The following is a 26951-nucleotide window of genomic DNA, read 5'->3' on the forward strand; positions in this document are numbered from 1 at the left end:
AGGCCTTGAAATTATTTCAAGGCCTTTTTTTATCGGTCTACTTCTCCGAGTACAATATCTATTGATCCAAGAATTGCGATCAGGTCAGCTATTAAAACTCCTCTTCCTATTTCAGGCAGTACTGAAAGATTATTAAAACTGGGTGCTCTTGCCTTCACACGTTTAGGAATTTCGGTTTTCCCGTCACTGATAAAATAATAACCCAGTTCTCCTTTTGGATTTTCTGCGCGGATATAAAAATCCTGTTCTTTGGGAATGATCTTTTTGGGCATTTTGGCTCTGGGATCAAAATCCGGACTTCTTTTCAGCTCATTCATCAATCTGTTCAGGCACTGTTCAATAATGTGAACAGACTCTGCCACCTCGTCAACCCTTACTTTATAACGATCCCAGCAATCGCCTTTGCTGCCCATTTCGCCCTTGCCAACCTGAATTTCAAACTCCAGTTCAGGATATACAGAATACTCATCTGCACGACGGAGATCCCATTTAATTCCTGATCCTCTTAACATGGGGCCTGAACAGCCGTAACTGATGGCCAGATCCGGAGATAAAACTCCAACTCCTGCAGTTCTTGAAATAAATATCTGGTTATCGGTTAAAAGTTGGTTAAGCTCGGTCAGTTTAGGCTTGAAATAAGTGATGAATTCCCTGCATCTCTCTTCGAAGCCAATCGGCAGATCGTAAAATAATCCACCAATCCAGATATAGTTATAAAGCATTCTTGATCCTGAGGCCCATTCCAGCATATTCATGATATGCTCCCGGTCACGGAAACACCACAAAAACGGAGTAAAGGCGCCAATATCAATGCCATAGGTTCCGATTGCAATAAGATGTGAAGCAATTCTGTTCAGCTCACAAACCAGAACCCTGATATATTCAATTCGTTTTGGAATATCCTTATCGATGCCTAACATCCGCTCAACTCCCATAACATAAGCATGGTCATTGTTCATAGATGCCAGATAATCCATCCTGTCGACAAATGGGATAATCTGCTGATAGCTCAGACTCTCGCAATGCTTTTCAAAGCACCTGTGGAGGTACCCCATATGGGGGATAACCTCTTTAACTATTTCACCATCTGTGATCAACTCAAGCCTTAATACGCCATGTGTAGACGGATGCTGAGGCCCCATATTAATGATCATCTCTTCGGGCTGGAGATTCTCTGTTAAAAGATCATATCTGGTTTTGTTTACCTGCATGATTTGGATTATGGTTGGGTAAATGCTCAGTTGATTTTTATTCCTTTATATTCTTCAGCTGCCTGGTAGTCTTTTCTCAGAGGATAACCCTCCCAATCATCAGGTAAGAGTATTCTTCTCATATCAGGATGTCCCTCAAACCGGATTCCAACAAGGTCATAGGCTTCGCGTTCGTGCCATTCGGCGGTATGCCAAACTCCGGAAACGGAATGAAAAACAGGAAGGTTCTCCGAATTTCTGCTATGCTCCTTAACTACTTTTAAAACCAGTTGCCGGTTATAGGGAATAGAAGCAAGATGATAAACAACAGAGAATTTATTACTCTCAATTCCATGGTCTATACCGCTCAGACATGAAAGAAAATCAAACCAGGTTTTTTCATTGTCCCTCAGTTCTTCGCATACTTTAACAATCATTTCCGGATTGATCAGTATTGCAGGCTGCAAGCCTGAAGTTTCGGCATCCATAATTGCATCTGCACCAAACTTATCAGTTAAGAGGGTCTTTATTTCATCAAAAGTCATCATGCAATCAGGGTGCCAGACGGACTATTTTCCAGCTTTGTTTATCTGCTTTTTTATACACAATTCTGTCATGCAATCTGCTCGGGCGTCCCTGCCAGAATTCAATAACCTGTGGTTTTACAAGGTAACCACCCCAGTGTGCAGGCTTAGGTATCGGTTTATCTGCATAGCGCAATTCCGCTTCCTTCCAGTTTTGTTCAAGTTCATCTTTGGTTTCAATAACCTGGCTTTGAGGTGAAACAAGCGCACCAATACGGCTTTCTTTTGGTCTGCTGTTAAAGTAACGTTCAGATTCTTCTTTGCTAAGCTTCTCCACAGTTCCCTCAATACGAACCTGACGTCCGAGTTCAGCCCAGTGAAAGACCAGTGCAACAACCGGATTTTTGGCAATTTCCTTGCCTTTTGCACTCAGATAATTACTGTAAAACAAGAAACCGCGGTCTTCATATCCTTTTAATAAGACAATACGCGCGCTCGGCTTCCGGTCAATGCTGGTTGTTGCAAGGGTCATCGCATTCGGCTCATAAATGCCCGCATCCATTGCCTCTTTGAACCATTTACCAAATTGCTTGATAGGATCTTTTGCGACGTCTCTTTTGGATAGTTTTTCAGAACTGTATTCCTGACGAAGATTCTCTATTGTTTCTTTCTTTACTGACATACTGAGTTTTTATAATCTAAAATGGAACAGATGTTATCTATAATGCAAACTTAACAAATGCACCTTGTATTCTCTCATTTCAATTATTATTAGCCTTATTTTGTAAATTAGTATGACAATAAACTTATCAAACCATTGAATATGTTAAGTCCTGTAAAACCTAAAAGTGGGAATCTGCTTGTTTCAGAGCCATTTATGCTGGATCCAAACTTTAAAAGGTCAGTAGTACTGCTGGTAGAATATGAAACTGCCGGCGCTGTTGGTTTTGTGTTGAATCAGCCCAGCAACCTGTTGCTCAATGATCTGATCGAAGGGATAAGTCTGCTTGATTTCCCTGTTTATATTGGTGGCCCTGTTGCGAACGACAGTCTGCATTTTGTTCATTGCTGTTATGATAAAATGAACAGTGGAGCTGAACTTAGGGATGGTATTTATTGGGGAGGAAATTTTGAAACCCTTAAAGTTCTTCTTAAAAACAACGAAATCGGACATGACGAAATCAAATTCTTTATGGGATATTCAGGCTGGTCTGAGGGTCAGCTTGATCAGGAAATTGAAGAGAATTCATGGCTGGTTAGCAATAAGTTCAATCCGGAAGTGGTCTTTGTGCAGGATGAAGAGAACTTATGGCGTGAGGTTGTAATAGGACTTGGCCCCAGATATGCACATATAGCCAACTTTCCTGAAAATCCGCAATGGAATTGAGGGAGTATATTTTAAGAGTTGTACGTTATACGTTGTACGTTGAAATTATAAGGATGAATGCTTAAGTATTTAGTTTTAAGGTTTGTTATCTCAGCTGAAATTAATCTTCCATCTCTCTGGCACTTTCAAGTACCTTATTCTTCAATTCCTCTTTGTAATCAAGCAGTCGTTGAGAAAGACTCTGATCGGCAGTTCCTAATATCTGAGCGGCCAGAATACCTGCATTTTTAGCCGCATTTAATGCTACTGTAGCCACAGGAATTCCGTTTGGCATTTGCAGTATTGATAATACCGAATCCCAGCCATCAATTGAATTCGAGGATTTTACCGGTACACCTATTACCGGAATCTGAGTAATTGAGGCAACCATACCCGGAAGATGAGCAGCACCACCGGCACCTGCAATGATCACTTTTAATCCTCTGCCTGCCGCTGATTTTGCATATTCAAACATTCTTTCAGGCGTACGGTGCGCAGAAACTACAGTGATTTCAAAGTCAACACCCAGATCTTTTAATATGTCAGCAGCATCCTGCATCACATTCAGATCTGATTTACTGCCCATGATTATTCCTACCTGAATATTTTTAGCTGATGATTTTGAATTGCTCATTTTTAGTATTAATTAGTTTATATATAGATAATTATATTAATTATCTAAGATTTGACTTTAATTGTTTTTTGTACAAACCTTGCCTTTTCTATAGCTTTTTCCCGATCATCATCCATAATGGTTATATGTCCCATTTTGCGGAAAGGCTTGGTTATCTTCTTGCCATAAAGGTGGATATAAACACCGTCAATTTCCAGAATATCATTTAGTCCTTCATACTCTGCCGTTCCTTCAAATCCTTTTTCGCCTAAAAGATTGATCATCACTGCATTACTGATTGTACGGGTATCGCCTAAAGGTAAGTTGAAAATGGCTCTCAGCATCTGTTCATATTGCGAGGTATAGTTGCCTTCAATACTTTGGTGCCCGCTATTATGCGGACGGGGAGCAATTTCATTTACTAAAATATCACCTTCAGGAGTAAGGAATAATTCAACCGCAAGTATACCAACGATCTTAAGGTCTTCAGCAACTTTTATAGCTAACTGATCAGCTTTTTGAAGAATTTCATCACTTAAAGTTGATGGAGAAATTAAAAACTCCACAAGATTTGCTTCCGGATTAAATTCCATCTCCACGCATGGAAATGTTCTGACCTTACCATCTTCGTTTCTTGCAACAATTACCGACAATTCCTTTTCGAAATGAATCATTTCTTCAACCAGGCAGGGTTCAGTAAATGCTTTTTCAAGATCAGCCTCATTTTTGATCACATTTACACCTCGACCATCATATCCATCTCTTCTGAGCTTTTGAATATAGGGGAAAGGTAAATTTGCTTCAAGCAGTTCTTCCTTATTTTTAAAAAGTCTGAATGAAGCAGTATGGATATCATTTTCTTTGAAAAACTGCTTTTGTATTCCCTTATCCTGTATCAGCCTGATTACACGTGATTGCGGAAAGACTTTTACTCCTTCTTTTTCCAGTTGCTCAAGCGCGTCTACATTGACCTTCTCAATTTCTATGGTCAGAACATCAACCTTTTTACCGAAATTGTAGACAGCCTCATAATCTGTTAAAGAACCATGAACAAATTTTTCGCAAAGATCTTTACACGGAGCATGAATATCAGGATCTAAAACGTATGTGGTAATATTGAAATTGATGGATTCCTGGATCAGCATGCGTCCTAATTGTCCGCCTCCGAGTATACCTAATTTCAGGTCGCCGTAAAATGCTTTCATAAGGCAAATTTAGTCCAAATCTCTGAGATTATTCAATTTCATATCCCAATGATCTGAAACAGGATCATGTTTTTTAGGATAAGATATTTGTATATCTTGTTGCTAATAAGTTTATTAGCTATTCAGAATGCTTTCCTGTTGAATCTTTTTTTGTAGTTCCAGTATAGCACCAATCAGTGCTTCAGGGCGCGGAGGACATCCCTGTACATAAACATCAACAGGGATAATCTTATCTACACCTTTTACCACATGATAGCCATGCTGCCAGTAGGGACCACCGCAGTTTGAACATGAACCCATAGATATTACGTATTTAGGTTCTGGCATTTGCTCATATAAGCGTTTAATGCGTTCTGCCATTTTAAAGGTAACCGTGCCGGCAATAATGATCACATCCGACTGTCTGGGTGAGGGACGGGGAAACACCCCGAATCTGTCGAGGTCATAAGTCGAAGCCATTGAGCCCATCATTTCTATGGCGCAGCAGGCAATACCGAAACTCATCGGCCATAATGAAGAAAGTCTGGCCCAATTCAGCAGATCATCAATTTTAACTACTACAACTGCTCCGTTTTCACCTTTTAATTCTAAACTCATGTTGTGGTACGGTTAAATTTAGGTCTGAATGCAGGCCTGGGAGCCTGGCTTACTATTTGCTCCGGTTCCTGAACAGTTATATCCATGCTGAATTTTTTGATCTTATACTGAGCTGAATTTAAATTCTCGTAGGCCGAGAGCGGAATACGGGAAGGAGATTTAGAGGGTACCAAATCAGGTTTTATCCAGTTCAGATCTCCTTTTTTCCAGATATAAACCAGTCCGATCAACAAAATAACGATGAAAACGAACATTTCTCCTAAACTCAGCCATCCCCATCTCGGGTCAGCATTCAGTAAACTTTCCTGTGCAAAAACTGTTGCCCAGGGAAATATAAACACCATTTCTACATCGAAAAGCAGAAAAACAAGGGCAATAACATAAAATCTTGAATTAAACTGTATCCAGGAACTTCCTTTAGGCTCTTCTCCGCATTCGTACGAGCTTAACTTCTCCGGGTTTGGTTTTTTTAATGCAGCAAGGCTTCCCATGAAATAGGTAAACAGCACAAATAAGATACCCATGATCAGGTATATCAATACTTTGCCGAATTCGCTTATCTGTGAAGGATCATTCATTGATCAAATTTAAGCAAATTGAGCAATCAGTTATATTAAATTGATTATTTCCTTCAGCTTTTTAGTGATTTGTGGATAAGCTTTTTTTGAAATGAGAACAGATAGCCTCAAATTCGCAATCAAATCAGGAAAATTAACATGACCTTAAATAAACATAGAAAGATAGCTGATGAACTCTCTTTGACTGAGAAACAGGTAACAGTGACCATCAATCTGCTTGATGAAGGAGGTACAGTTCCTTTTATTGCCAGATATCGTAAGGAAATGACCGGCAGTCTGGATGAAGTTCAGGTAGCAGCTATTCGCGACAGAATTCAGCAGCTTAATGAACTCGACAAAAGGAGAGAGGCTATACTGAAATCGATGAAAGAGATGGAGAAACTAACTCCTGAGCTTGAAAAGCAAATAAATGAGGCTGAAACAATGACTATTCTTGAGGATATTTATCTGCCCTACAAGCCTAAAAGGAAGACAAAGGCTTCAGTTGCCCGTGAAAAAGGTCTTCAGGGACTTGCAGATCTTATTCTGGAACAAAACAGGATTGATCTTCATTCAGAAGCTTCCAAATTTATTGATGAAGAAAAAGGTGTTTCTGATATTGAAGAGGCATTGGCAGGAGCAAGGGATATTATTGCTGAATTTATTGCTGAGCAGCCTGAACTAAGAGCAAGAATGCGCGAATTATTCCTTAATAAAGGTAGTTTTCATTCTAAATTGATTAAAGGTAAAGAAGAAGAAGGTCAGAAATACAAAGACTATTTTGACTGGACAGAGCCTGTAAAAACAGCTCCTTCGCACCGTATATTGGCTTTACGCAGGGCAGAGAAAGAAATTATACTCACTCTTGATATTGAAGTTCCTGAAGAAGATGCACTGATGATCCCTGAATCGATGTTTATTAAGGGTTCGAATGAGTGTTCTGAGCAGGTTAAACAAGCTGCGGCAGACTCATACAAGAGATTGATCAAACCATCAATGGAAACTGAGATTCGCTTGCTGACAAAGAAACAAGCAGATACTGAAGCAATCCGTGTTTTTGCTGATAATGCCCGTCAGTTGCTTTTGGCGGCCCCGGTTGGACAGAAAAGAATTATGGCTGTCGACCCGGGTTTTCGTACCGGATGTAAGGTGGTTTGTCTGGATGATCAGGGACAGCTCATTGAAAATACAACAATCTATCCGCATAACGGAAATAATGCATCAGAAGAAGCAGCTAAAACAGTTAAATTTCTGGTAGAGAAATGCAAAATTGAGGCCATTGCCATTGGTAACGGAACTGCCGGAAGAGAAACTGAAACTTTTATTCGTGGATTGCAATTAACTGACATTGTTGTAGTTATGGTAAATGAAAGCGGTGCTTCCATTTATTCAGCTTCTGAAGTAGCACGTGAAGAGTTCCCGGACAAAGATATTACAGTAAGGGGAGCCGTATCTATCGGCAGACGTTTAATGGATCCACTTGCAGAACTGGTGAAAATTGACCCTAAATCTATCGGCGTCGGACAGTATCAGCATGATGTTGATCAGAATCAGCTTCAGGCCTCATTGGATGATACTGTGATCAGCTGTGTTAACTCAATTGGTGTTGAACTGAATACTGCTTCGAAGCAGATTTTAGCCTATATCTCAGGGTTGGGACCGCAGCTGGCACAAAATATTGTGGAATACCGCAATAAAAATGGTGCATTTAAACGACGTTCAGATCTGAAAAAAATTCCTCGTTTAGGGGATAAAGCTTTTGAACAAGCTGCCGGATTTCTCAGGATAAGGAATGCAGAACAACCTTTAGACAGCAGTGCGGTGCATCCTGAAAGATATCAGCTTGTTGAGCAAATGGCTAAAGACCTCAATTGCAAGGTGGAGGATCTGATGAGGGATGAGCAATTAAGAAAGAAGATTAAATTACAGAATTATATAAGTGAAACTGTTGGATTGCCTACCCTGACTGATATTATGGATGAGCTTGCTAAACCCGGACGTGATCCGCGTGAGCAGTTTGAAGCTTTTAGTTTTTCTGAAGGGATAAATTCAATTAATGATCTGCATGTAGGTATGACCCTTCCCGGCATTATTACGAATATTACTGCATTTGGTGCATTTGTGGATATTGGTGTTCATCAGGACGGTTTGGTACATGTTAGCCAGATGTCTGACAAATTTATCAAAGATCCCAATGAAGTTGTTAAGGTAAGTCAGAAAGTGATGGTAAGGGTTACCGAAGTTGATGTAGCGAGAAAGCGTATCGCTTTGTCCATGAAATCGGATGAAAAGCGTGAACAAAGAGCTAAACCTGTTCAGAAACCTTCAACTAATTATCAGCAGAAACGACCGGAAAAGGATAATCAGACACCAGAAACAGATATAGCTATAAAACTTGCTGCTTTAAAGAACAGGTTTTCCTGATATCTTTGATTGGTATGGAAGATCATTTTGATGCAGTAATTATTGGTGCCGGTGCTTGTGGTTTGATGTGTGCGGTACAGGCAGGTTATTTGGGTAAGAAAACACTTATTCTTGAGAAAAATGAGAAGATAGGGGCCAAGATCCTGATTTCTGGCGGTGGGCGATGTAATTATACCAATCTCTACACTACTGAATCAAACTTTATTTCTGCTAATCCTCATTTCTGCAAGTCTGCATTTTCGCAGTTTACAGTGGATGATACCGTTAGCTTTTTCGAGGCAAATGGTATTTTGGGAAAAGAAAAGACACTCGGACAGTTATTTCCTGTTACAAATAACGCAAAAGATATTGTGCAGGTTTTCGGGGCGCTTTGTGCAGATCTCGATCAGCAGATTATATGTAATGCTGAGGTCAGTGAGGTCCTTAAAACAGAAAATGGGAACTTTAAGATCAGCTATAGCCGTGGAGGAAAATTAAAGGAGATCACTGTTCCAAAGGTAGTGATCACCACAGGTGGCTTACCGGTTCAGAAAATGGGTGCCACAGACTTTGGTTTAAGGGTTGCCCGGCAATTCGGTCTTAAGATTACAGAAACTGCTCCTGCACTGGTGCCGCTTACAATTACAGGTAAGGATGCTGAATGGTATGCCCAGCTTTCGGGGAATTCGATATTCAGCAGGGTTTCCAATGACAGGATCAGCTTTGAAGAGAACATATTGTTTACCCATTGGGGACTGAGTGGCCCGGCAATCCTGCAGATCTCATCCTACTGGCGGCCCGGAGAACATATTTCAATTGATCTGCTTCCACATGATAAGATTACTGAACTTATTCAGAGTCAGAAACTGATTAATGGCCGTAAAACCCTCTCAGGATTATTATCTGATCTGTTTACGAAGAAATTTGCTGATGCACTATCAAAATTTTTACCGGTTGAAAAGAATCTGGCTTCCCTGACTAAAGAAGATATTCAGAAAATTGACCGGTATATTCATCATTTCGATGTGAAACCTGCAGGTGATAAAGGCTATGATAAAGCCGAAGTGATGAGAGGAGGAGTGGCTACCGATGAACTGTCTTCAAAAACCCTTGAGGCTAAAAAAATACCCGGCTTGTTTTTTGGCGGAGAGTGTGTGGATGTAACCGGATGGCTGGGTGGCTATAATTTTCAATGGGCCTGGTCCAGCGGATTTGTGATTGCACAAAATATTTAATTAAAAAAGGCTGACAAATATTAATGCCAGCCTTTTTTGTTAATCACATTCAGGATGTGTAAATGTGTAAGTCTCCACATTTCCCTGCGGTATGGTTAAACTCTCTGATCTGCTCATTTGCCACCAGAATTTATTTCTGGCTTTTTCCCTGCTGATCGTTTCATTCATGGTTGCAGCATCGTAAACCCTGCCATTCATAATCACAAATTTGATCTTTTCGGTATTTCTGATATCATCCAGCGGATTAGCATCCAGAATAATCATATCTGCAAGTTTGCCGTTTTCTATCGAACCGATCTCTTTATCCATTCCCAAATGTTGGGCGCCATTCAATGTGGCACTTCTGATAGCCTGAAGTGCACTCATGCCACCCTGTGCAAACATCCAGAGCTCCCAGTGAGCTCCTAAGCCCTGAAGCTGTCCGTGTGCCCCCAGATTAACTTTGGTCCCCCCATCTGAAAGTACTTTTGCAGCTCTTGAAATAGCGATATGTCCATAATCTGCAAATTCTGAAGTAGTTCTCCTTCTCGATCTTGAATCGATTATATTTCTTGGGGTATAATTCAGCAACCTTTCATTTTCCCAAACATTGGTACGATCATACCAGTAGTTCTCGCCCGATTGAGCGCCATAAGCAACAATAAGTGTGGGAGTATAGGATGTTGTACTCTTATTCCACAGCGTATTCACGTCTTTATACAGCGGAGCAGGTGGAATGTTATGCTCCAGACTTGTATGTCCGTCCTGAATATGGGTAATATTGTGAACAAAAGTGGAGCCTCCTTCAGGAACAACCTCCATCTGTAATTCCCGTGCTGCCTGAATAATCTGCTGCCTTTGCTCTCTTCTTGGCTGATTATACGATTTAACAGAAAAAGCACCAACCGCTTTCATTCGTCTTAAGGCAGAACGTGCATCTTCCAGACTGTTAACTACCGTTTTGAAATCGCCGTCTGCACCATAGAGTATCGTTCCGGTAGAGTACACTCTCGGACCGGTCATTACACCTGATTTTACCATTTCCGCCTGACTGAATATCATTTCGGTATTAGCAGAAGGATCGTGCGATGCTGTTACCCCGAAGGCAAGATTGGCATAATAACTCCAGTCCTGCTGCGGTGAAACCCCATCTGAACTGGCTCTTAAATGAGCATGAACATCAACAACACCGGGCATGATGGTTTTTCCTGTTCCGTCGATGATTTTAGCATCATCAGGTACAGAAACATTGGCTCCGACAGCTGATATCTTATTGTTCTCAATAATAACGGTACCCTTTTGAATTACTTCGTCGCCCTTCATGGTAATGATCCGTGCGTTGGTAATTGCAATTTTACCTTCCGGTTTATCAGATTTCAAACGTAGTTGAATATCTGTTCCGGTAGTATCTGCACGGTTTGCCTTGTCGGCAGTTCCAAGGAAACTAAAAGAATTTTTAATCTCTCTTGAGAAGTATTTAGGACCAAGTGTCCAGTTCAATTTCTGAGAATCTTTGCTCCAGTGAATATAAGTGCCAGCATCTTTACTTACTTTGGTTAAAGGAAGTGATTTATTTCCTGAAGAAAGATCCAGTGCATTTCCTGTACTGGTGAAAGGAGTAATGTAAACATTGAATAATTCTGTAAATGCTATCCATTTACCATCCGGACTGGGGTTAAATGCATTGGCATAGGTTGATGTGTACAATGTTCTGGCATTGCCACCATTCAGATCCATGCTTTTATAAGCTTTTTTCGCACCTTCTGTACTTTGGAAATAAATATGCTTATCATCCGAGCTGAACAAAGGCCTGATCCCATTATTTAAAACCATATAAGATCCGGTTCCATCGGTATTCATGATGTAAATACCAGGGTTTTTACCGAATGCATAACCCAAAACATCATTTCCAACCCCCTTTCTATACACAATCTTATCTCCTTTATTGGAGTATCTTGGACTATAATAATAACCTTTTTCAGTAGTTAATTTAACTGTAAGCATGGTTTGAAGGTCGAGCTTCATAATTGAACCACGGTTTTCATCATTCCAATTTACATATAAAAGGAATTTACCATCCGGACTGAATTCAGGCTCAAACTCAAAGTCGGTTCCGGAAGTAATACGTTGGGCCTGACCATCTGCAAGATCTTTCAGGTAGATAAAACCTGCAGCATTAAAAGCAACCTTCTTGCCATCAGGCGAAGTGGTGAGCTGACGGATCATTTTTACCTCAAAGTCCTCGGTATAAACCTTCTGGTCAAAATGAAGTGCTTCTGTAATCGTCTGATTAACGGTTACATCAAATGGGATATCTGTCACAAATTCTGTAAGAACTTCAAGGTTTTTGATTTTCCCCTGAGCATAGAAAATGATGTTCTTACTGTCAGGAGTCCATGAGAAATTAGGATATGGTCCAAAAATTGCCCATGCTTCCTGCATATCATGTGTTAAATTGTCATAAACCGACCATTCTTCACCGGTTTGAAGATCCTGTATAAAAAGCTCAGATTTTAATCGTACCCTTTTTACAAATGCAAGGAATTTGCCATCCGGGGATATTTGCGGACGTACAGCACCGCCATCACCGCCTGCCACAGTTTCAATGGTTCCGGTTTCCCGGTTAAGACGACGAATATTATAAATTTCACCGTTCGGATCTTTATTGTATTGGAACAAAGGACCCGGGCTGACATCTTCTGAGAAATAAACGAACTTACCATCCGGAGATATCTCAGGTTCACCAGCATCCTGCTGGTCATTTTTACGTTTTGTAAGCTGAACTCCTTCTCCTCCTCCTGCAATATGGTACATCCACATTTCTCCGGCTCCCAGCGAACGTCCGCTGGTAAAGTGCTTTCTTGCAATCAGATACTGATTGTCAGGTGTCCATACCGCATTGTTCAAAAGCCTGAAATTTTCTTTTGTAATTGCACGTTTTCCTGTACCATCTGCATTCATTACCCAGATATTATCTCCGCCATCCTTATCACTGGTATAGGAAATAAACTTTCCGTTAGGGCTATAACGTGGCTGCACCTCTGATGCCAGACCTCCTGCAAGTAAAGTAGCCTTACCTCCGTTTATTGGCATTTTGTAAATATCTCCCAGTAAATCGAATACTATTTCCTGACCATCCGGACTTACATCAAGATTCATCCAGGTTCCTTCGCTGGTCTGGAATGAAACAGTTTTTGTAGGTCCTGCAGGCTTTTCAATATTCCATTTCGGGCTTTGCTGAGCCAACAGCGGTGATGCAAAAATGACACTGAGTGCCAACAATACTGATCTATTCATGTAATTATATAATTGGCCTGCAATTTAGCAATTATTCATAGTTTTGATAGTGTTTGCGATTTGGCAAAACTGATGCCAATTTTAAATATAAGGCAAATTTTACTTGATGACGATACATAATATCCTCTTAAAATATTGGGGTTTCTCAAACTTTCGCCCGCTTCAGGAGGATATTATTCAATCTGTATTAGATGGAAAAGATACCCTTGCACTGATGCCTACCGGTGGAGGTAAATCACTTTGCTTTCAAATTCCGGCTCTTTATAAACCCGGTATTTGTATTGTGGTTTCACCGCTTATCGCGCTGATGAAGGATCAGGTTGAAAATCTCAAAGAAAGAGGAATTAAGGCTATGGCCATTATTTCAGGAATGGGAAAGCGGGAGGTTGACATAGCTCTCGACAATTGTATTTACGGCGATTTTAAATTTCTGTATTTGTCTCCTGAGAGATTGTTATCTGACCTGGTAAGGGAAAGGATCAGACACATGAATGTGAATCTTATCGCCATAGATGAAGCGCATTGTGTTTCCCAATGGGGTTATGATTTCAGACCTCCATATTTACATATTCCCCAACTCAGAGAGCTTCATCCGAACATCCCTGTTCTTGCTTTAACTGCTTCTGCCACCGAAAGGGTAGCCATAGATATTCAGGACAAACTGAATTTTAAAAAAGCTCAGGTTTTCAGGAAGTCTTTTGAGAGAAAAAATCTGAGCTATCTGGTCTACAATGAAGAAAACAAGTTTAGAAAATTGCTCTCAGTTGCAAAAAATGTAAAAGGGAGCGGGATAGTTTATGTGAGAAACAGACGTGAAACTCAGGAAGTGTCCCGACAGTTGAATATTCAGGGTATATCAGCTGATTTTTATCATGCCGGACTGGATACTCCTGCCCGGATGAAGAAACAATCAGCCTGGAAAAACTCTGAGGTTAAAATTATGGTGGCTACCAATGCTTTTGGGATGGGTATTGATAAGCCTGATGTCCGGTTTGTAGTGCACCTTGATCTGCCCGAAAGTCTGGAAGCTTATTATCAGGAAGCTGGCAGAGCCGGCAGAGATGAATTAAAGGCTTATGCAGTTTTACTTTATAATGAATCAGACAAACTCTTGCTTAAAAAACGACTGGAGCAACATTTCCCATCAATTGATGAGATCAAACAGATTTATCATAATCTTGGGAACTATTATCAGCTTGCATACGGGGCAGGGGAAGGCTTAACTCTTGACTTTGATCTTGCTGAATTCTGTAGCCGCTTTAGGTATGATCCGGTAAGGACATTGCATGCACTCAAATTTCTTGAACATGATGAGTACCTTGTTTTAAGTGAAACTGTTTATCTTCCTTCAAGGGTTCAGGTGCTTTATGGCCAGGAAGATCTTTATCGTTTTCAGGTTCAGCAGCCTGCATTCGATTATTTTATAAAAATTCTCCTCCGTTCCTATGGAGGTATATTTGATCGTCCGGTTGGAATTAATGAGAATGATCTTGCTAAAAGAACAGGTATCAGCAGATCAGAAGTAATCAGCATGCTGAAAAAATTAAAAGATATGGAACTTATCAGCTATGAAGAGCAGACCGATAAGCCTCATCTCTATTTTATTACCCAGCGATTAGATAGTAAAAATATGCATATCGACAGTAAATATCTGTTTGAACGATTTCAAATATACAAAGAGCAGATTCAGTCGGTTATAGCTTATGCAGAGGAACATAAATGCCGTAGTCAGCAAATTCTGAGGTATTTCAATGAAAGTCATGCCCCACTTTGTGGTACCTGTGATGTTTGTCTTGAAAACAAAAGAAAAGCTAAAAGAAATACTCATAATGATCAGATTATTAAGGAAATACTCAATGAGTTAAGCAAGAATCCACTTCATCTGAATCAATTGGTTGAATCGATTCACACAGGGAATAATAAAGAGAAACTGGATGCAATACGTATCTTGCTTGATGCCGGTACTGTTAAAGTTAACGGAGAGTATTATTATCTCTGATTTCGCTGTTCAACATACTTTAAATCTGACATACCTGAATATTGTATACGGGCCTGAGTTAAGATTTATTTTAAAACATTAATTTCAATTCTTAATTTGGAAAATCTGAAGTAAATTCAGCTTCCTGCCAATCTGTATAAATGCAAAATAATAAAGCAACTATCAAAGCATGGGCCATGTTCGACTGGTCCAATTCTGCCTATAACCTGGTCATAACTTCTACTATTTTCCCGGCTTATTATACAATTATTACCACTACACAGGAGCATGGTGATAAGGTTAGCTTTTTCGGAAGGATTTTTACCAATACAGCACTTTCAAATTATGCACTTTCGGTAGCCTATCTGGTCATGGCATTGCTATTGCCTGTGCTTTCTTCGATCGCTGATTTCAGAGGGAATAAAAAGATCTTTATGAAGGTTTTCACCTATTTGGGAAGTATTTCCTGTGCCGGGTTATTCTTTTTTAAGCTGGAAACTCTTGAGTTCGGAATCATTTGTTTTGTACTTGCTGCCATTGGATATATCGGCGGAGTAATGTTTAATAATTCCTATCTTCCTGAAATCGCTACACCCGATCAGCAGGACAGAGTCAGTGCCAAAGGATTTGCATACGGATATATTGGCAGTGTTCTTCTACAGATCATCTGTTTTATTTTTGTGCTTAAGCCTGAATTTTTCGGGATAACTGATGCTTCATTCCCTGCACGGCTTTCTTTTTTACTGGTTGGAATCTGGTGGATTTCATTCGCACAGATCCCGTTCAGTAAATTACCTTCAGGAAGTCCGAATTACAATAAGCTGAACAAAGCCGTGGTCAAAAATGGTTTTCAGGAACTGGTTAAGGTATGGCATCAGCTTAAAGAAATGGCATTGCTGAAACGCTTTCTTCTGGCCTTCTTTTTTTACTCTATGGGTGTTCAAACCATTATGCTTGTGGCAGCCGGATTTGGTGAAAAGGTATTGAAGCTGGGGACATCTAAGTTGATTGCCATTATTTTAATTATTCAGCTTGTAGCCATACTTGGCGCATTAATTATGTCTTTTTTTGCCAAGAAATACGGCAATATCCAGGTGATCATAGCCGTCCTCATGGTATGGATCGGAGTTTGTATAGCGGCTTATTTTATTCAGAATGAGTTTCAATTTTATGCAATTGCAGCCGTAGTAGGGTTGATTATGGGAGGTATACAATCTATTTCAAGATCTACCTATTCTAAATTTTTGCCCGAAAACACCCCTGATACTGCCTCTTTCTTTAGTTTTTATGATGTAACTGAAAAGATCGCAATCGTAATCGGCTTATTTAGTTTCGCTTATATTGAGGAGTTTACAGGCAGTATGCGAAATTCGGCAATCAGTCTGGCCGGGTTTTTTATGATTGGGCTTCTGGTTTTAATTTCTATGCTTATGAATAAGACAGAAAGTTCAGCTTATGTGCGTTCAGAGTAGTTTTTTTTTCTGAATTTAGCAAGCAAATGTAATCCGCACTAAATTGTATGAATGTAGAATTATTTATCCCCTGCTTTATAGATCAGTTATACCCTCAGACAGCTTTCAATACCGTTAAGATTCTTGAAAGGGCAGGTTGCAGCGTGAAGTATAATTCTGAACAGACTTGCTGTGGTCAGCCGGCATACAATGCCGGATTTTGGGAAGAAGCTAAAGTTGTGGGAGGCAAATTTCTAAATGATTTTTCTGAGAGTTCTTATATCGTTTCTCCTTCAGCTTCCTGTACCGGAATGGTAAAAAATTCTTATAATGATCTTTTTACCAATACGGCTGTACATAATAAATGCAGAAACATTCAGAACAATATTTATGAATTGAGTGATTTTCTGATCAATATCTTGAAAAAAGACTATTTCGGCGCTGAACTCGAGGGGAGAGCGGTTTATCATGATTCTTGCTCCGGACTCCGGGAATGCAATATTAAAGAAGAGCCACGACAATTATTAAGTAAAGTACACGGCCTGGATCTGGTGGAAATGAAAGATACCGATGTATGCTGCGGTTTTGGTGGAACCTTTGCCGTTAAATTTGATTCAATTTCCAGTGCCATGGCCGAACAGAAGATCAACAATGCGCTTGAAATGGGAGCAGATTATATTATTTCTACTGATGCATCCTGTCTGATCAATCTTCAGGCATACATTGATCAGCATAAGCTGAACATTAAAACCATGCACATTGCTGATGTACTTGCCAGTAACTGGGGTAACGTATAAATGTTTTAATTCAGGGTTTTATCCAATTAAAAAAGCAATTCCGTTGCTAACCGGATCGCACAGGTCTTTCACTTTTTTTTCTCTGAATAATTGCTCTATCAGATCCCGGGCTACTTTATACTCATCATGAATAGGGCAGGGATGTGCTGCAGAACATTTGCTTAAACCAAGACCACATCCCCTGAAAATTTGATCACCCTCAATTGATTCGATAATATCGCTTACCGGATGATCCATTTGTGACTTTGTAATAAAAAATCCTCCTGATGGACCTTTACTGCTGTTGATCTGACCTTTTCTTACTAAAGATTGAAGGATTTTACCTACAGTATGCTCACTGGCCTGAATATTAGAAGCAATTTCCTTCATACCTGCTTTATCCCGACTTTCGCCTTTAGATGCAAGGTAGATGACAGCCTTTATTGCAGTTTTACAAGTATAACTAAGCATATTTATCTGTTTAAAAATTCCTGTCCTTCTTCTGAAATCCGATCGGATGTCCATGCCGGGTCAAAGACAAGATTCAGGCTTACTTTATAATCTTTAAAAGCATGACTAACTGATTGTAGTACTCCTTCGGTAATACTCTCACCCATCGGACAGAATTGTGTTGTCAGAGTCATGGTTACAATAATAGTTTTATCAGATTCATTAAAATCAATCCGGTAGATCAGACCAAGATCTACCACATTTAGTCCGATTTCAGGATCATAAACATGATAAAGTCCGGCAAGTGCCGCAGTACAATAAAGGTCATTATTACTTAAAACTTCCATTATTTTCCGGTTTTATGTAATACGACTTTGATAACATTCCAAACATAAACAATTGCCGACATAAGCAAAGATACTGCTCCGCTTTTCAGAAGTATATCATTTAATGAAGTGATGCCGGCAATAAAGATAAAAAAGCCTGTCAGGTAAAGAATTGCCATGATGTTAAACAATTTTTCACTGAAAAGGTCCTTTGGTGCAGGCGTTTTTATGTCTGCATTTGTTCTGTATTTCTTGTTCCATATAATAAATGGCAGGGTTTTGAATGTCATCCCAAGAATTATTGCTGTAATCCATCCAAAAAAAATACTGAATCCATAAAGCAAAACAATGTTTGATCCGGATTTTTCAGTGATGAAAACTATAACAATCAGCAAACTGATCAATGGTAAAAATAACATCCCCACTGAAAGGAGTGATATTTTCATTTGCTCATCAACATGTTTTCGAATGCGCTCTTTATAGGCCTGATAGCAATATCCTGCAAATAAAAGCAGGGCTGCAAGAATCAATAAAAAGGGACCATAGTAATATTCTTCACTGGTCTGCAATGTCTTTAAAACTATGAAGCTTAATAAACCTGTATTAACCAGTCCGAATATCCACCACAGTATTCCGGGATTCGAATATTTAGAGATCAGAAACATTGGGATCAGTCTGGTAGAAACTCCCAGTACCATTAATAAAAACCATCCTGCTAATCCGATATGTGCATGAAGCGACAAATATTCAATTGAGTTTTGAGGCAACCATGATCGACTGAAGTTAAATACCAGCATTAGTCCAAAAAATGTGGTAATAAATAACCACAATGATGCTGCTGCCATAAATAGGGCATGAACATTATACTTTTTACTACCCTCTATACTGGCAATGACATTCAGAAAAAAGCATATTACTGAGGCATTGATCAGTATGGCGCCGGCCTGCATTAATAAGCCTGTATTAAATAAGTAAAATGATATAACCAGCAGGGGAATGCCTGTTGCTGCAAAAATGAATGATAAAATTGCTAATGGGTAACTGTCGAGTTTACCTTCTATGAGTACAGGAAGCAGCTGATGACTTGCCCCCAGTATGATCATTGTGCCCCATCCCAAAGCCATCAGATGAGTAATAGCCAGAGTTTTTGGATGAAAATAATGCTCCTGTATGATTCCTGTATTCAGTAAGAGGAGAATACAGGAAATTAAAAATGAAAAAGCAGCGAAAATATAAAACGGAAGTACCGCTTTATACGAAGTGGTCTGTTGTAATTCTGAATCTGTACCGGATAAAAGCATATCAGCTTCTGAAGATGATTAAATTAACCTCAGATTCACTTATTTCTTTAATAAGGTAATGGAATCCACGGTCTTTGAGTTCGTTCAACAGGAAAACAGGTATTCGCTTATGATGTACGTATAAAGCTTTTCCTGCTGGCATTTTGTCCAGGTTTTCAAGTATAGCTACCATCGGACCGGGCATTTCCAGATTCCTTACATCAATATGTTCCAGTTTATTCTCATAGCTCTTAAAAATGTTGTCCCAGTTTGCCATCTCTTTATTCGAAGTTTCAGGTTTAAATTCAGCAGCTTTTCCCTTGTAAAAATAGGTTTCGATCAGATCAGGGCTGATGTGATCAACATAGGTGTTGAACCCCTGGTTCTTAAGTAAAGCAATCAGCGGACTGGGTTCAAAAGTATTAATGATCTTTAATACCTGGCCATGCTTCAGTTCTTTAATATGCTGCTGAATAAGTTTCAATGGATCATTACCTTCAGCAAGCATAGGGCGAACATCCAGGTTTACGATGTGCGCATTTTCAATGTCTGAAACAAACTGTTTAAGTGACTTGTCATTTAATTGAATTTCATCTTCACACTCAGCTAAATCGTCGGCTTCAAAGCCAAGAGGGCTCAGAACATTGAAAAAGTCCTCCGGCTTACATCCTCCAATCTTTGAAGCCATGGCAATACTTGTTCTACCTGCCATTAGCTTTCTCAGAAAAGGATTACGTAATTTCTTAAAATCAGGGCTTAAATTGATTATTGATTCAAGCGCATCCGGATTGTGCTTCAATAAAGCCGCAATTTTAGTTTGTGAATTAATAAGCATGTATTTAAATTTTGATGAAATAGTTTACAATCGAAAGCATAACATTAATCTGATTAATTGTTCTTAAGCCTTTTCCAGTTCAATTGCTTTTGGAAACAGAATATTATTCTCCAGATGAATGTGCAGGTGTAAATCATCTTCAAACTCCTGAAGCATTTTGTAGAGCAATTTATAACTTCCGCATGCATCAGCAGGCAGATAATAATTATTGCTTAATTCCCGTATTTTATCAAAAGCTCTTCCAACAAAGTCGTGCTCGCTTTCGAGGTCTTCAATAAGCTTCTCAAAATCTTTTTCCTGTTTAACTAAAGGCATACTGCTGTTCCGGGCCTCAACAACCTTTTTGATATAGCTGAACAGTACTTTTTCTTCCTGCTCCAGATGCCCGGTTAATTCGCGGCTTATTTCTTTAATCAATTCATCAATCTGATGTAATTCCTGATGTAGATTTCCGTGTACCTGAGCAACCTTTGTCCCATAGTTATTTAATTCTGGCAAATACTTTCTTACATAAGCATGATGTGTGTTTATAATATAATCTGCAAGGAAATCTAAATCCCAGTCTGAATAGGAGAGACCACTTACTTTTTCCTGAGTTTCAACAGATCTGAGTTCTGTCTGTATTTTTGCAGCATCGATATTTTTTTCATTGCAAACCTCAGCTAATGTTTTTTTCCCGCCACAGCAGAAATCTATCCCGTATTTTTTGAATACCTCAACCTTGCGTAAATCCCTTACTGCAATTTCACCTATTGTTTTCTGTTCATCGCCAACCCGTTTGATGATTTTTATATCCCACCATTCCGGACCTTCTTGCAGGTATTCCCAGGTAAAAATATCTCCTCTTTCGCCCAATAACTGATAATATACTGGTTTAGGATCATGATCATTATGAATGATCAGGCTTTCGCCTTCGTTTAATTCATCAAACACCCTGAAAATTGTAGGGTGTTTTAAACGCGGTTCTATTAAAGGAACATTAATGTAATTGCTTTCGATAGTTTCCATAAATTCTTTTGATTTGACAAACAAATATAATCAATAAAAGTATTTAAGTACTTCTATGCTTGTAAAATTACAATTCTGTGTTAATCATGAGAATATGCAGGATAAATCGTTAAAATGTCGTATTATTGCACCTGAATAGAAGATCACTTTGTAGGTGATCGCTTGAATTTATTTTAAATAACTTATAAATCATTTTGTAGATGATCAAGATTACTCTTCCTGATGGAACTGTTCGTGAATATGAACAGGGGATTACAGCCCATCAGATAGCGCTTTCAATTTCAGAAGGCCTGGCACGTAATGTGCTTGCAGCCAGGGTTAACGGAGAGGTATGGGATTCATCCCGTCCGATTAATTCTGATTCAAGTGTTACTTTACTGACATGGAATGATCAGGAAGGAAAATCTACTTTCTGGCATTCATCAGCACACCTGATGGCAGAGGCTCTGGAAGCTCTTTATCCGGGTACAAAATTTGGTATTGGTCCGGCAATTGAGACAGGATTCTATTATGACGTGGATTTTGGTGACCGTGAATTTTCTTCTGATGACTTTAAGCAGATTGAAGACAAAATTCTGGAACTGGCAAAAACCAGGTCGGAATTTTCCAGAAAAGCAGTTTCAAAAACCGATGCCATTGAATATTTTACAGAGAAGGATGATGAATATAAGCTTGATCTGATTAAAGATCTTGCTGATGGTTCAATCACATTCTATACCCAGGGTAATTTCACTGATCTGTGCCGTGGTCCGCACATCCCTAATACCGGATTCATAAAAGCCGTAAAGCTGATGAATGTTGCCGGAGCTTACTGGAGAGGAGATGAAAACAGGAAACAGCTGACCCGTATTTATGGCGTTACTTATCCAAAGCAAAGTGAGCTGGCCGATTATCTTCACATGATTGAAGAAGCCAAGAAGCGTGATCACCGCAAGTTGGGTAAAGAACTCGAATTATTTACTTTCTCTGAGAAGGTTGGAATGGGTTTACCTTTATGGCTGCCTAAAGGTGCGGCTCTCAGAGAAAAACTGGTTAATTTCCTGCAGCGTGCTCAGGTTAAATCAGGATATGAGCAGGTAATTACTCCGCATATCGGGCATAAAAACCTGTATATCACTTCCGGACATTACGAAAAATATGGTGCTGATTCATTTCAGCCTATAAAAACACCTCAGGAAGGAGAGGAGTTCTTCTTAAAACCAATGAACTGCCCGCACCATTGTGAAATTTACAAAACCAAACCACGTTCATATAAAGACCTTCCGGTAAGATATGCAGAATTTGGAACGGTTTACCGCTATGAGCAAAGTGGCGAGCTTCACGGCTTAACCCGTGTTCGTGGTTTTACTCAGGATGATGCCCATTTATTCTGCCGTCCGGATCAGGTGAAGGAAGAGTTTAAAAAAGTAATTGATCTGGTATTATATGTATTTAAGGCATTAGGTTTCAACGATTATACAGCTCAGGTTTCTCTCCGCGATCCGGAGAACAAAGCCAAGTACATCGGCAGCGACGAAAACTGGCAGCTTGCAGAATCAGCAATTATTGAAGCCGCCGAAGAGAAGGGCTTAATCACTGTAGTTGAACTCGGAGAAGCCGCTTTTTATGGTCCGAAGCTCGATTTCATGGTTAAGGATGCGCTGGGAAGGAAATGGCAGCTGGGAACTATTCAGGTAGATTATAACCTTCCTGAAAGATTCGAACTCGAATATACCGGCAGCGATAATCAGAAACACCGTCCGGTAATGATACACCGTGCACCATTTGGATCGCTGGAGCGTTTTGTAGCAGTTTTGATCGAACATTGTGCAGGAGAATTTCCACTTTGGCTAATTCCTGAACAGTTTATAGTTTTGCCGATCTCTGAAAAATATGAGGATTATGCAAAAAAAGTTTTAGAATCGCTTAATAATTCCGATATTCGCGGCCTGATAGACTCCCGTGACGAGAAGATTGGCCGCAAAATACGCGATGCCGAAGTGAAGAAAATACCTTATATGCTCATCATTGGTGAGAAGGAAATGAATGAGGGAATAGTGTCTGTAAGAAGACACGGACAGGGGGATGTTGGTAGTATGAGTATTGAAGAGTTTAGTAATCAGCTAATTAAAGAAATAACCATTTAAGTAAACATAATTTGGCATTAGGAAGACCAGGCTTTAACAGAGGACCACGCCCTCCGTTCAAAAAGAAAGAAGCAGAACACAAGATCAATGATTTGATCAGAGCGCCTGAAGTGCGCTTGACTGGTGATAATGTGGTAACAGGTATTTATCCCTTTAGAGAAGCTTTAGCTTTAGCTGAAGAACAGGGACTTGACCTGGTAGAGATTTCCCCAAATGCAGTTCCGCCCGTTTGTAAGATTGTTGACTACAACAAATTTATTTACGAGCAGAAGAAAAAAATGAAGGAAATTAAGTCCAATGCAAAACAAACGGTTATCAAAGAGATCCGTTTTGGACCTAATACCAACGATCATGATTTTCAGTTTAAATTGAAACATGCGATCGGGTTCCTTGAAAATGGAGAAAAAGTACGTGCCTATGTTCATTTCAAAGGCCGTGCAATTGTATACAAAGAGCAGGGTGAGATTCTTTTATTAAAGTTTGCTCAGGCTCTGGAAGATGTGGGTAAAGTTGAACAGCTTCCAAAACTTGAAGGGAAACGGATGTTTTTAACTGTTGCTCCTAAAGCAGGTAAAAAATAATTCAGTTTGTCTGTTACGATGTGCCGTCATTGACAAATCGAATAATAGACAAATAGACAAATCGAATAATTGACAAATAAATAAATAGAGTTATGCCAAAAATGAAAACGTGTTCCAGTGCTAAAAAGCGCTTCAAGCTTACTGGAACAGGTAAAATCAACAGAAAAAACGCTTTCAAAAGCCACATCTTAACCAAGATGAGCAACAAACGTAAGCGTGCCCTGGGTCAGACTAGTTTAGTATCTGACGCAGATTTAGGCAACGTTAAACGTATGCTTTGCATCGGGAAGTAATTAACAAATTAATTTAACCAGGTATCAGGTCTTAAAGTTTCAGATAAGAAACACCGCTTACCAAAAAACAACACAACATGCCACGTTCGGTTAACGCAGTAGCGTCAAGAAGAAGAAGAAAAAAGGTCTTAGATTTAGCCAAAGGCTATTGGGGATCGAGAAGCAAGGTTTTTACCGTTGCTAAGAATACAGTCGAAAAAGGTTTGCAATATGCATACCGCGACCGTAAAAATAAGAAAAGAGAATTCAGAGCTTTATGGATCCAGCGTATTAATGCTGGTGCCCGTCAGCATGGATTATCTTACTCAGCTTTAATGGGTAAATTAACTGCTAAAGGCAATCAGTTAAACCGTAAGGTTCTTGCTGATCTTGCAATGAATCACCCTGAAGCATTTAAAGCTGTTGTTGATTCAGTAAAATAGATTCACATTAAGTAGTAATATGAAAAGGGGCAATAGCCCCTTTTTTTTGTGCCTGACTTTAGATCTCAAAGCGATGAATTTTAATTAGTTCTCGTCTATTTGGATAGATAGATTCGCGTAAAACAGATTTGCTGAATCCTAAGGGGGACATTTCTTAATGGAGATGCACTGAGCTTTAAGTGAATAAAAATTTGAATAGATTTATTCAAAATCTCATTATAATTTAAAATATGTGTTATGGACTTCGGTCGTTTAGCTGCTCATGAATTTCCATCGGTAGATTTTACTTTACCTCCGGATTCAGCTCTGATTACAAAAGTTTTAAAAGTTGAAGGTAAACCCGCTAAGCCGGATCTGTATGTAGGATGTGCAAAATGGGGCAGAAAGGAGTGGGTTGGGATGATCTATCCTCCTAAAACTAAGGAGGCTGACTTTTTAGCGCATTATGTAAAGCATTTCAACAGCATTGAATTGAATGCTCTTTTCTATGGTATGCCTAAAAAGGAACAATTAAATTCCTGGATGGAAAAGGCGGAAGCGTCGCGTACAGATTTTAAGTTCTTTCCTAAGTTTTCGCAAAGCATAAGTCATATTAAAAGATTGAAAGATGCCGAAGAATTAACCTCACAGTATTTGACAGGTATATCAGCATTGGGAAATACCCTCGGTCCGGCATTCCTGCAATTGAGCGATAATTTCGGTCCAAAAAATTTTGATATTCTTAAAAACTATCTCGAAGAACTTCCTGCAGATTACGATGTTTTTGTAGAGTTGCGACACAAAGACTGGTTCTCTGATACGAATGCAAGAACTGAGCTTTTTGATATGATGCATTCATTAAACAAGGGATCGGTCATAACAGATGCAAGCGGTAGAAGAGATTGCGTTCATATGGAACTAAGCACTCCAGATGCATTTATACGATTTGTTGGAAATGGTTTACATCCTACAGATTTTAGCCGTATAGATGCCTGGGCTGATCGTTTAGCTGATTGGAAAAATCAGGGCCTAAATAAGATATATTTCTTTCTTCATCAGCATGATGAAAAAGATACCCCAATACTGGCAGATTATACAATCAAAAAATTCAATGAAACGCTTGGAACCAATCTTCCGGGTCCGGTCTTTATAAAGCCCGACAAAGGCTTGTTCTAACAAAAAAAACGCCATTGATCTTTGACCAATGACGTTTTTTATCTCTTATTCTGAATTTCTTAGTTCTCTTCAAGAACTTTAGTAACCAGTGAAGCTGCTTCTTTAAGCAGGATTGCTGAGTAAACCTTTAATCCTGATTCATCGATCAGTTTCTTGGCTTCAATGGCATTTGTGCCCTGTAAACGTACAATGATAGGCACCGGAATGTTTCCGATCTCTTTATATGCATCAATAACACCCTGAGCAACACGGTCGCAACGAACAATACCACCAAAGATATTGATCAGAATTGCTTTTACATTAGGATCAGAAAGGATGATGTTGAAACCTGCTTTTACAGTTTCTGCATTAGCTGTTCCACCCACATCAAGGAAGTTTGCCGGCTCGCCGCCTGCAAGTTTGATGATATCCATTGTAGCCATAGCCAGTCCCGCACCATTAACCATACAACCAACGTTTCCGTCGAGTTTTACATAGTTCAGGTTCGACTTGCTTGCTTCAACCTCTGTTGGATCTTCTTCAGTGATATCACGCATCGCAGCATAATCAGGATGACGGAATAAACCATTATCATCCAGATTAACTTTTGCGTCAACTGCAAGGATCTTGTTATCTGAAGTTTTTAATACCGGGTTAATCTCAAACATGGAAGAATCTGTACCTTCATATGCTTTGTACAGGGCTGCAATGAATTTGGTCATATCTTTGAAAGCTTCACCGCTTAATCCCAGATTAAATGCAATCTTTCTGGTTTGGAAGCCCTGAAGGCCAACTTTTGGATCAATCTCTTCTTTAAAGATCAAATGCGGAGTGTGTTCAGCAACCTCTTCAATATCCATACCTCCTTCTGTAGAATACATGATGATGTTACGTCCTTTTGAACGATCGAGAAGAACACTTACATAAAACTCCTTAGTTTCGCTTTCGCCAGGATAGTAAACATCCTGAGCAACAAGAACTTTATTTACTTTTTTACCTTCAGGTCCGGTTTGTGGGGTTACCAATTGCATTCCAATGATTTGGCTTGCTCTTTCTTTAACCTCATCCAGATTTTTTGCCAGTTTTACACCGCCGCCCTTACCGCGTCCGCCTGCATGGATCTGAGCTTTGATAACTACCCAGTCTGAATTGTAATCTGCCTTAAGCTTTTTTGCCGCTTCAATTGCCTGCTCAGGAGTGTCGGCTACGATGCCTTCCTGAACTCTTACGCCGAAGCTTTTTAATATTGCTTTTCCCTGATATTCGTGAATGTTCATTTACTTATTATTTGTGGTAAAACTACCTTTTTTTTGTAAACCTGAAAA

General features: G+C 39.5%; 25 protein-coding genes. 11 read left to right on the forward strand and 14 right to left on the reverse strand.

All coding sequences use genetic code 11. The features are described 5' to 3' along the window. Positions 1 to 29 precede the first annotated feature (29 nt). From P2W72_RS10385 to pdxH, 3 genes are read right to left on the reverse strand one after another with little or no spacing between them, the layout of a single operon-like run. A complete protein-coding gene (locus tag P2W72_RS10385) occupies positions 30 to 1211 on the reverse strand; it encodes an NADH-quinone oxidoreductase subunit D (RefSeq protein ID WP_276361875.1) in 1182 nt (393 codons plus the stop codon). 26 nt (positions 1212 to 1237) lie between these two features. Further along, positions 1238 to 1738 (reverse strand): NADH-quinone oxidoreductase subunit C, encoded by a 501-nt coding sequence (locus P2W72_RS10390; protein ID WP_346429772.1) that lies wholly within the window; start codon positions 1736 to 1738, stop codon positions 1238 to 1240. A 4-nt stretch (positions 1739 to 1742) separates the two neighbouring features. Further along, positions 1743 to 2396 (reverse strand): pyridoxamine 5'-phosphate oxidase, encoded by a 654-nt coding sequence (pdxH, locus tag P2W72_RS10395; RefSeq protein WP_276361876.1) that lies wholly within the window; start codon positions 2394 to 2396, stop codon positions 1743 to 1745. Positions 2397 to 2537: 141 nt separating this feature from the next. On the opposite strand from pdxH, the gene P2W72_RS10400 reads away from it, so the two are divergent. Further along, positions 2538 to 3101, forward strand: a complete 564-nt coding sequence (locus P2W72_RS10400; RefSeq protein WP_276361879.1) for a YqgE/AlgH family protein — start codon at positions 2538 to 2540, stop codon at positions 3099 to 3101. A 100-nt stretch (positions 3102 to 3201) separates the two neighbouring features. Here the strand turns inward: P2W72_RS10400 and purE are convergent, their stop codons facing one another. The 4 genes from purE to P2W72_RS10420 form a co-directional block, all read right to left on the reverse strand. Beyond that, positions 3202 to 3714, reverse strand: a complete 513-nt coding sequence (gene purE / locus P2W72_RS10405; protein WP_276361881.1) for a 5-(carboxyamino)imidazole ribonucleotide mutase — start codon at positions 3712 to 3714, stop codon at positions 3202 to 3204. A 44-nt stretch (positions 3715 to 3758) separates the two neighbouring features. After that, positions 3759 to 4898, reverse strand: coding sequence for a 5-(carboxyamino)imidazole ribonucleotide synthase (locus P2W72_RS10410; protein WP_276361884.1), 1140 nt, complete (start codon positions 4896 to 4898; stop codon positions 3759 to 3761). 114 nt (positions 4899 to 5012) lie between these two features. Next, positions 5013 to 5495: an NADH-quinone oxidoreductase subunit B gene (locus tag P2W72_RS10415; protein WP_276361887.1), complete on the reverse strand. Its 483-nt coding sequence runs from the start codon at positions 5493 to 5495 to the stop codon at positions 5013 to 5015. After that, positions 5492 to 6073, reverse strand: coding sequence for an NADH-quinone oxidoreductase subunit A (locus P2W72_RS10420; RefSeq protein WP_276361890.1), 582 nt, complete (start codon positions 6071 to 6073; stop codon positions 5492 to 5494). Before P2W72_RS10420 ends, P2W72_RS10415 begins: the two co-directional genes overlap by 4 nt. Before the next feature lie 138 nt (positions 6074 to 6211). On the opposite strand from P2W72_RS10420, the gene P2W72_RS10425 reads away from it, so the two are divergent. Both P2W72_RS10425 and P2W72_RS10430 read left to right on the forward strand, forming a co-directional pair. Next, positions 6212 to 8476 carry a Tex family protein gene (locus tag P2W72_RS10425; protein WP_276361893.1) on the forward strand — a complete coding sequence of 755 codons (2265 nt, stop codon included), beginning with the start codon at positions 6212 to 6214 and terminating at the stop codon, positions 8474 to 8476. A 14-nt stretch (positions 8477 to 8490) separates the two neighbouring features. Beyond that, complete coding sequence (locus P2W72_RS10430; RefSeq protein ID WP_276361896.1) at positions 8491 to 9690, forward strand: NAD(P)/FAD-dependent oxidoreductase; 1200 nt, start codon at positions 8491 to 8493, stop codon at positions 9688 to 9690. Between the two features lie 39 nt (positions 9691 to 9729). Here P2W72_RS10430 and P2W72_RS10435 read toward each other — a convergent pair whose 3' ends face one another. Next, positions 9730 to 12966, reverse strand: coding sequence for an amidohydrolase family protein (locus P2W72_RS10435; RefSeq protein WP_276361899.1), 3237 nt, complete (start codon positions 12964 to 12966; stop codon positions 9730 to 9732). Between the two features lie 106 nt (positions 12967 to 13072). On the opposite strand from P2W72_RS10435, the gene P2W72_RS10440 reads away from it, so the two are divergent. The 3 genes from P2W72_RS10440 (at position 13073) to P2W72_RS10450 (ending at position 17192) form a co-directional block, all read left to right on the forward strand. Further along, a complete protein-coding gene (locus tag P2W72_RS10440) occupies positions 13073 to 14965 on the forward strand; it encodes a RecQ family ATP-dependent DNA helicase (protein ID WP_276361902.1) in 1893 nt (630 codons plus the stop codon). A 140-nt stretch (positions 14966 to 15105) separates the two neighbouring features. After that, entirely contained in the window at positions 15106 to 16416 is a 1311-nt protein-coding gene (locus P2W72_RS10445) for an MFS transporter (RefSeq protein ID WP_276361905.1), read from the forward strand. A gap of 47 nt (positions 16417 to 16463) precedes the next feature. Then, complete coding sequence (locus P2W72_RS10450; protein WP_276361908.1) at positions 16464 to 17192, forward strand: (Fe-S)-binding protein; 729 nt, start codon at positions 16464 to 16466, stop codon at positions 17190 to 17192. Between the two features lie 18 nt (positions 17193 to 17210). On the opposite strand, the gene P2W72_RS10455 is transcribed toward P2W72_RS10450, so the two are convergent. The 5 genes from P2W72_RS10455 to ric form a co-directional block, all read right to left on the reverse strand. Continuing rightward, the gene (locus P2W72_RS10455) at positions 17211 to 17642 is read right to left on the reverse strand and encodes an Rrf2 family transcriptional regulator (RefSeq protein WP_276361911.1); all 432 of its coding nucleotides are present in this window, start codon (positions 17640 to 17642) and stop codon (positions 17211 to 17213) included. A gap of 2 nt (positions 17643 to 17644) precedes the next feature. Then, positions 17645 to 17968, reverse strand: a complete 324-nt coding sequence (locus P2W72_RS10460; protein WP_276361914.1) for a metal-sulfur cluster assembly factor — start codon at positions 17966 to 17968, stop codon at positions 17645 to 17647. Beyond that, on the reverse strand, positions 17968 to 19248 hold the full coding sequence (locus P2W72_RS10465; protein ID WP_276361917.1) for a cytochrome C oxidase subunit I: 1281 nt from the start codon (positions 19246 to 19248) through the stop codon (positions 17968 to 17970). The genes P2W72_RS10460 and P2W72_RS10465 overlap by 1 nt, the downstream gene beginning before the upstream one ends. Before the next feature lies 1 nt (position 19249). Beyond that, positions 19250 to 20062, reverse strand: a complete 813-nt coding sequence (locus tag P2W72_RS10470) for a DUF2249 domain-containing protein (protein WP_276361920.1) — start codon at positions 20060 to 20062, stop codon at positions 19250 to 19252. A gap of 63 nt (positions 20063 to 20125) precedes the next feature. Further along, positions 20126 to 21070 carry an iron-sulfur cluster repair di-iron protein gene (ric, locus tag P2W72_RS10475; RefSeq protein WP_276361922.1) on the reverse strand — a complete coding sequence of 315 codons (945 nt, stop codon included), beginning with the start codon at positions 21068 to 21070 and terminating at the stop codon, positions 20126 to 20128. A gap of 200 nt (positions 21071 to 21270) precedes the next feature. Between ric and thrS the strand changes: the two genes are divergently transcribed. From thrS to P2W72_RS10500, 5 genes are all read left to right on the forward strand, one after another. Then, the gene (thrS, locus tag P2W72_RS10480; protein WP_276361925.1) at positions 21271 to 23196 is read left to right on the forward strand and encodes a threonine--tRNA ligase; all 1926 of its coding nucleotides are present in this window, start codon (positions 21271 to 21273) and stop codon (positions 23194 to 23196) included. An 11-nt stretch (positions 23197 to 23207) separates the two neighbouring features. Beyond that, positions 23208 to 23777, forward strand: a complete 570-nt coding sequence (infC, locus tag P2W72_RS10485; protein WP_276361927.1) for a translation initiation factor IF-3 — start codon at positions 23208 to 23210, stop codon at positions 23775 to 23777. A 92-nt stretch (positions 23778 to 23869) separates the two neighbouring features. Then, positions 23870 to 24070, forward strand: a complete 201-nt coding sequence (gene rpmI / locus P2W72_RS10490; RefSeq protein WP_276361930.1) for a 50S ribosomal protein L35 — start codon at positions 23870 to 23872, stop codon at positions 24068 to 24070. A gap of 77 nt (positions 24071 to 24147) precedes the next feature. Continuing rightward, positions 24148 to 24492 carry a 50S ribosomal protein L20 gene (gene rplT / locus P2W72_RS10495; protein ID WP_276361933.1) on the forward strand — a complete coding sequence of 115 codons (345 nt, stop codon included), beginning with the start codon at positions 24148 to 24150 and terminating at the stop codon, positions 24490 to 24492. A 237-nt stretch (positions 24493 to 24729) separates the two neighbouring features. Continuing rightward, entirely contained in the window at positions 24730 to 25647 is a 918-nt protein-coding gene (locus P2W72_RS10500) for a DUF72 domain-containing protein (protein ID WP_276361935.1), read from the forward strand. 59 nt (positions 25648 to 25706) lie between these two features. On the opposite strand, the gene sucC is transcribed toward P2W72_RS10500, so the two are convergent. Further along, complete coding sequence (sucC, locus tag P2W72_RS10505) at positions 25707 to 26903, reverse strand: ADP-forming succinate--CoA ligase subunit beta (RefSeq protein ID WP_276361936.1); 1197 nt, start codon at positions 26901 to 26903, stop codon at positions 25707 to 25709. Positions 26904 to 26951 lie beyond the last annotated feature (48 nt).

Origin of the sequence: Daejeonella sp. H1SJ63, assembly GCF_029360775.1 — a bacterium.
Taxonomy (GTDB): Bacteria; Bacteroidota; Bacteroidia; order Sphingobacteriales; family Sphingobacteriaceae; genus Daejeonella.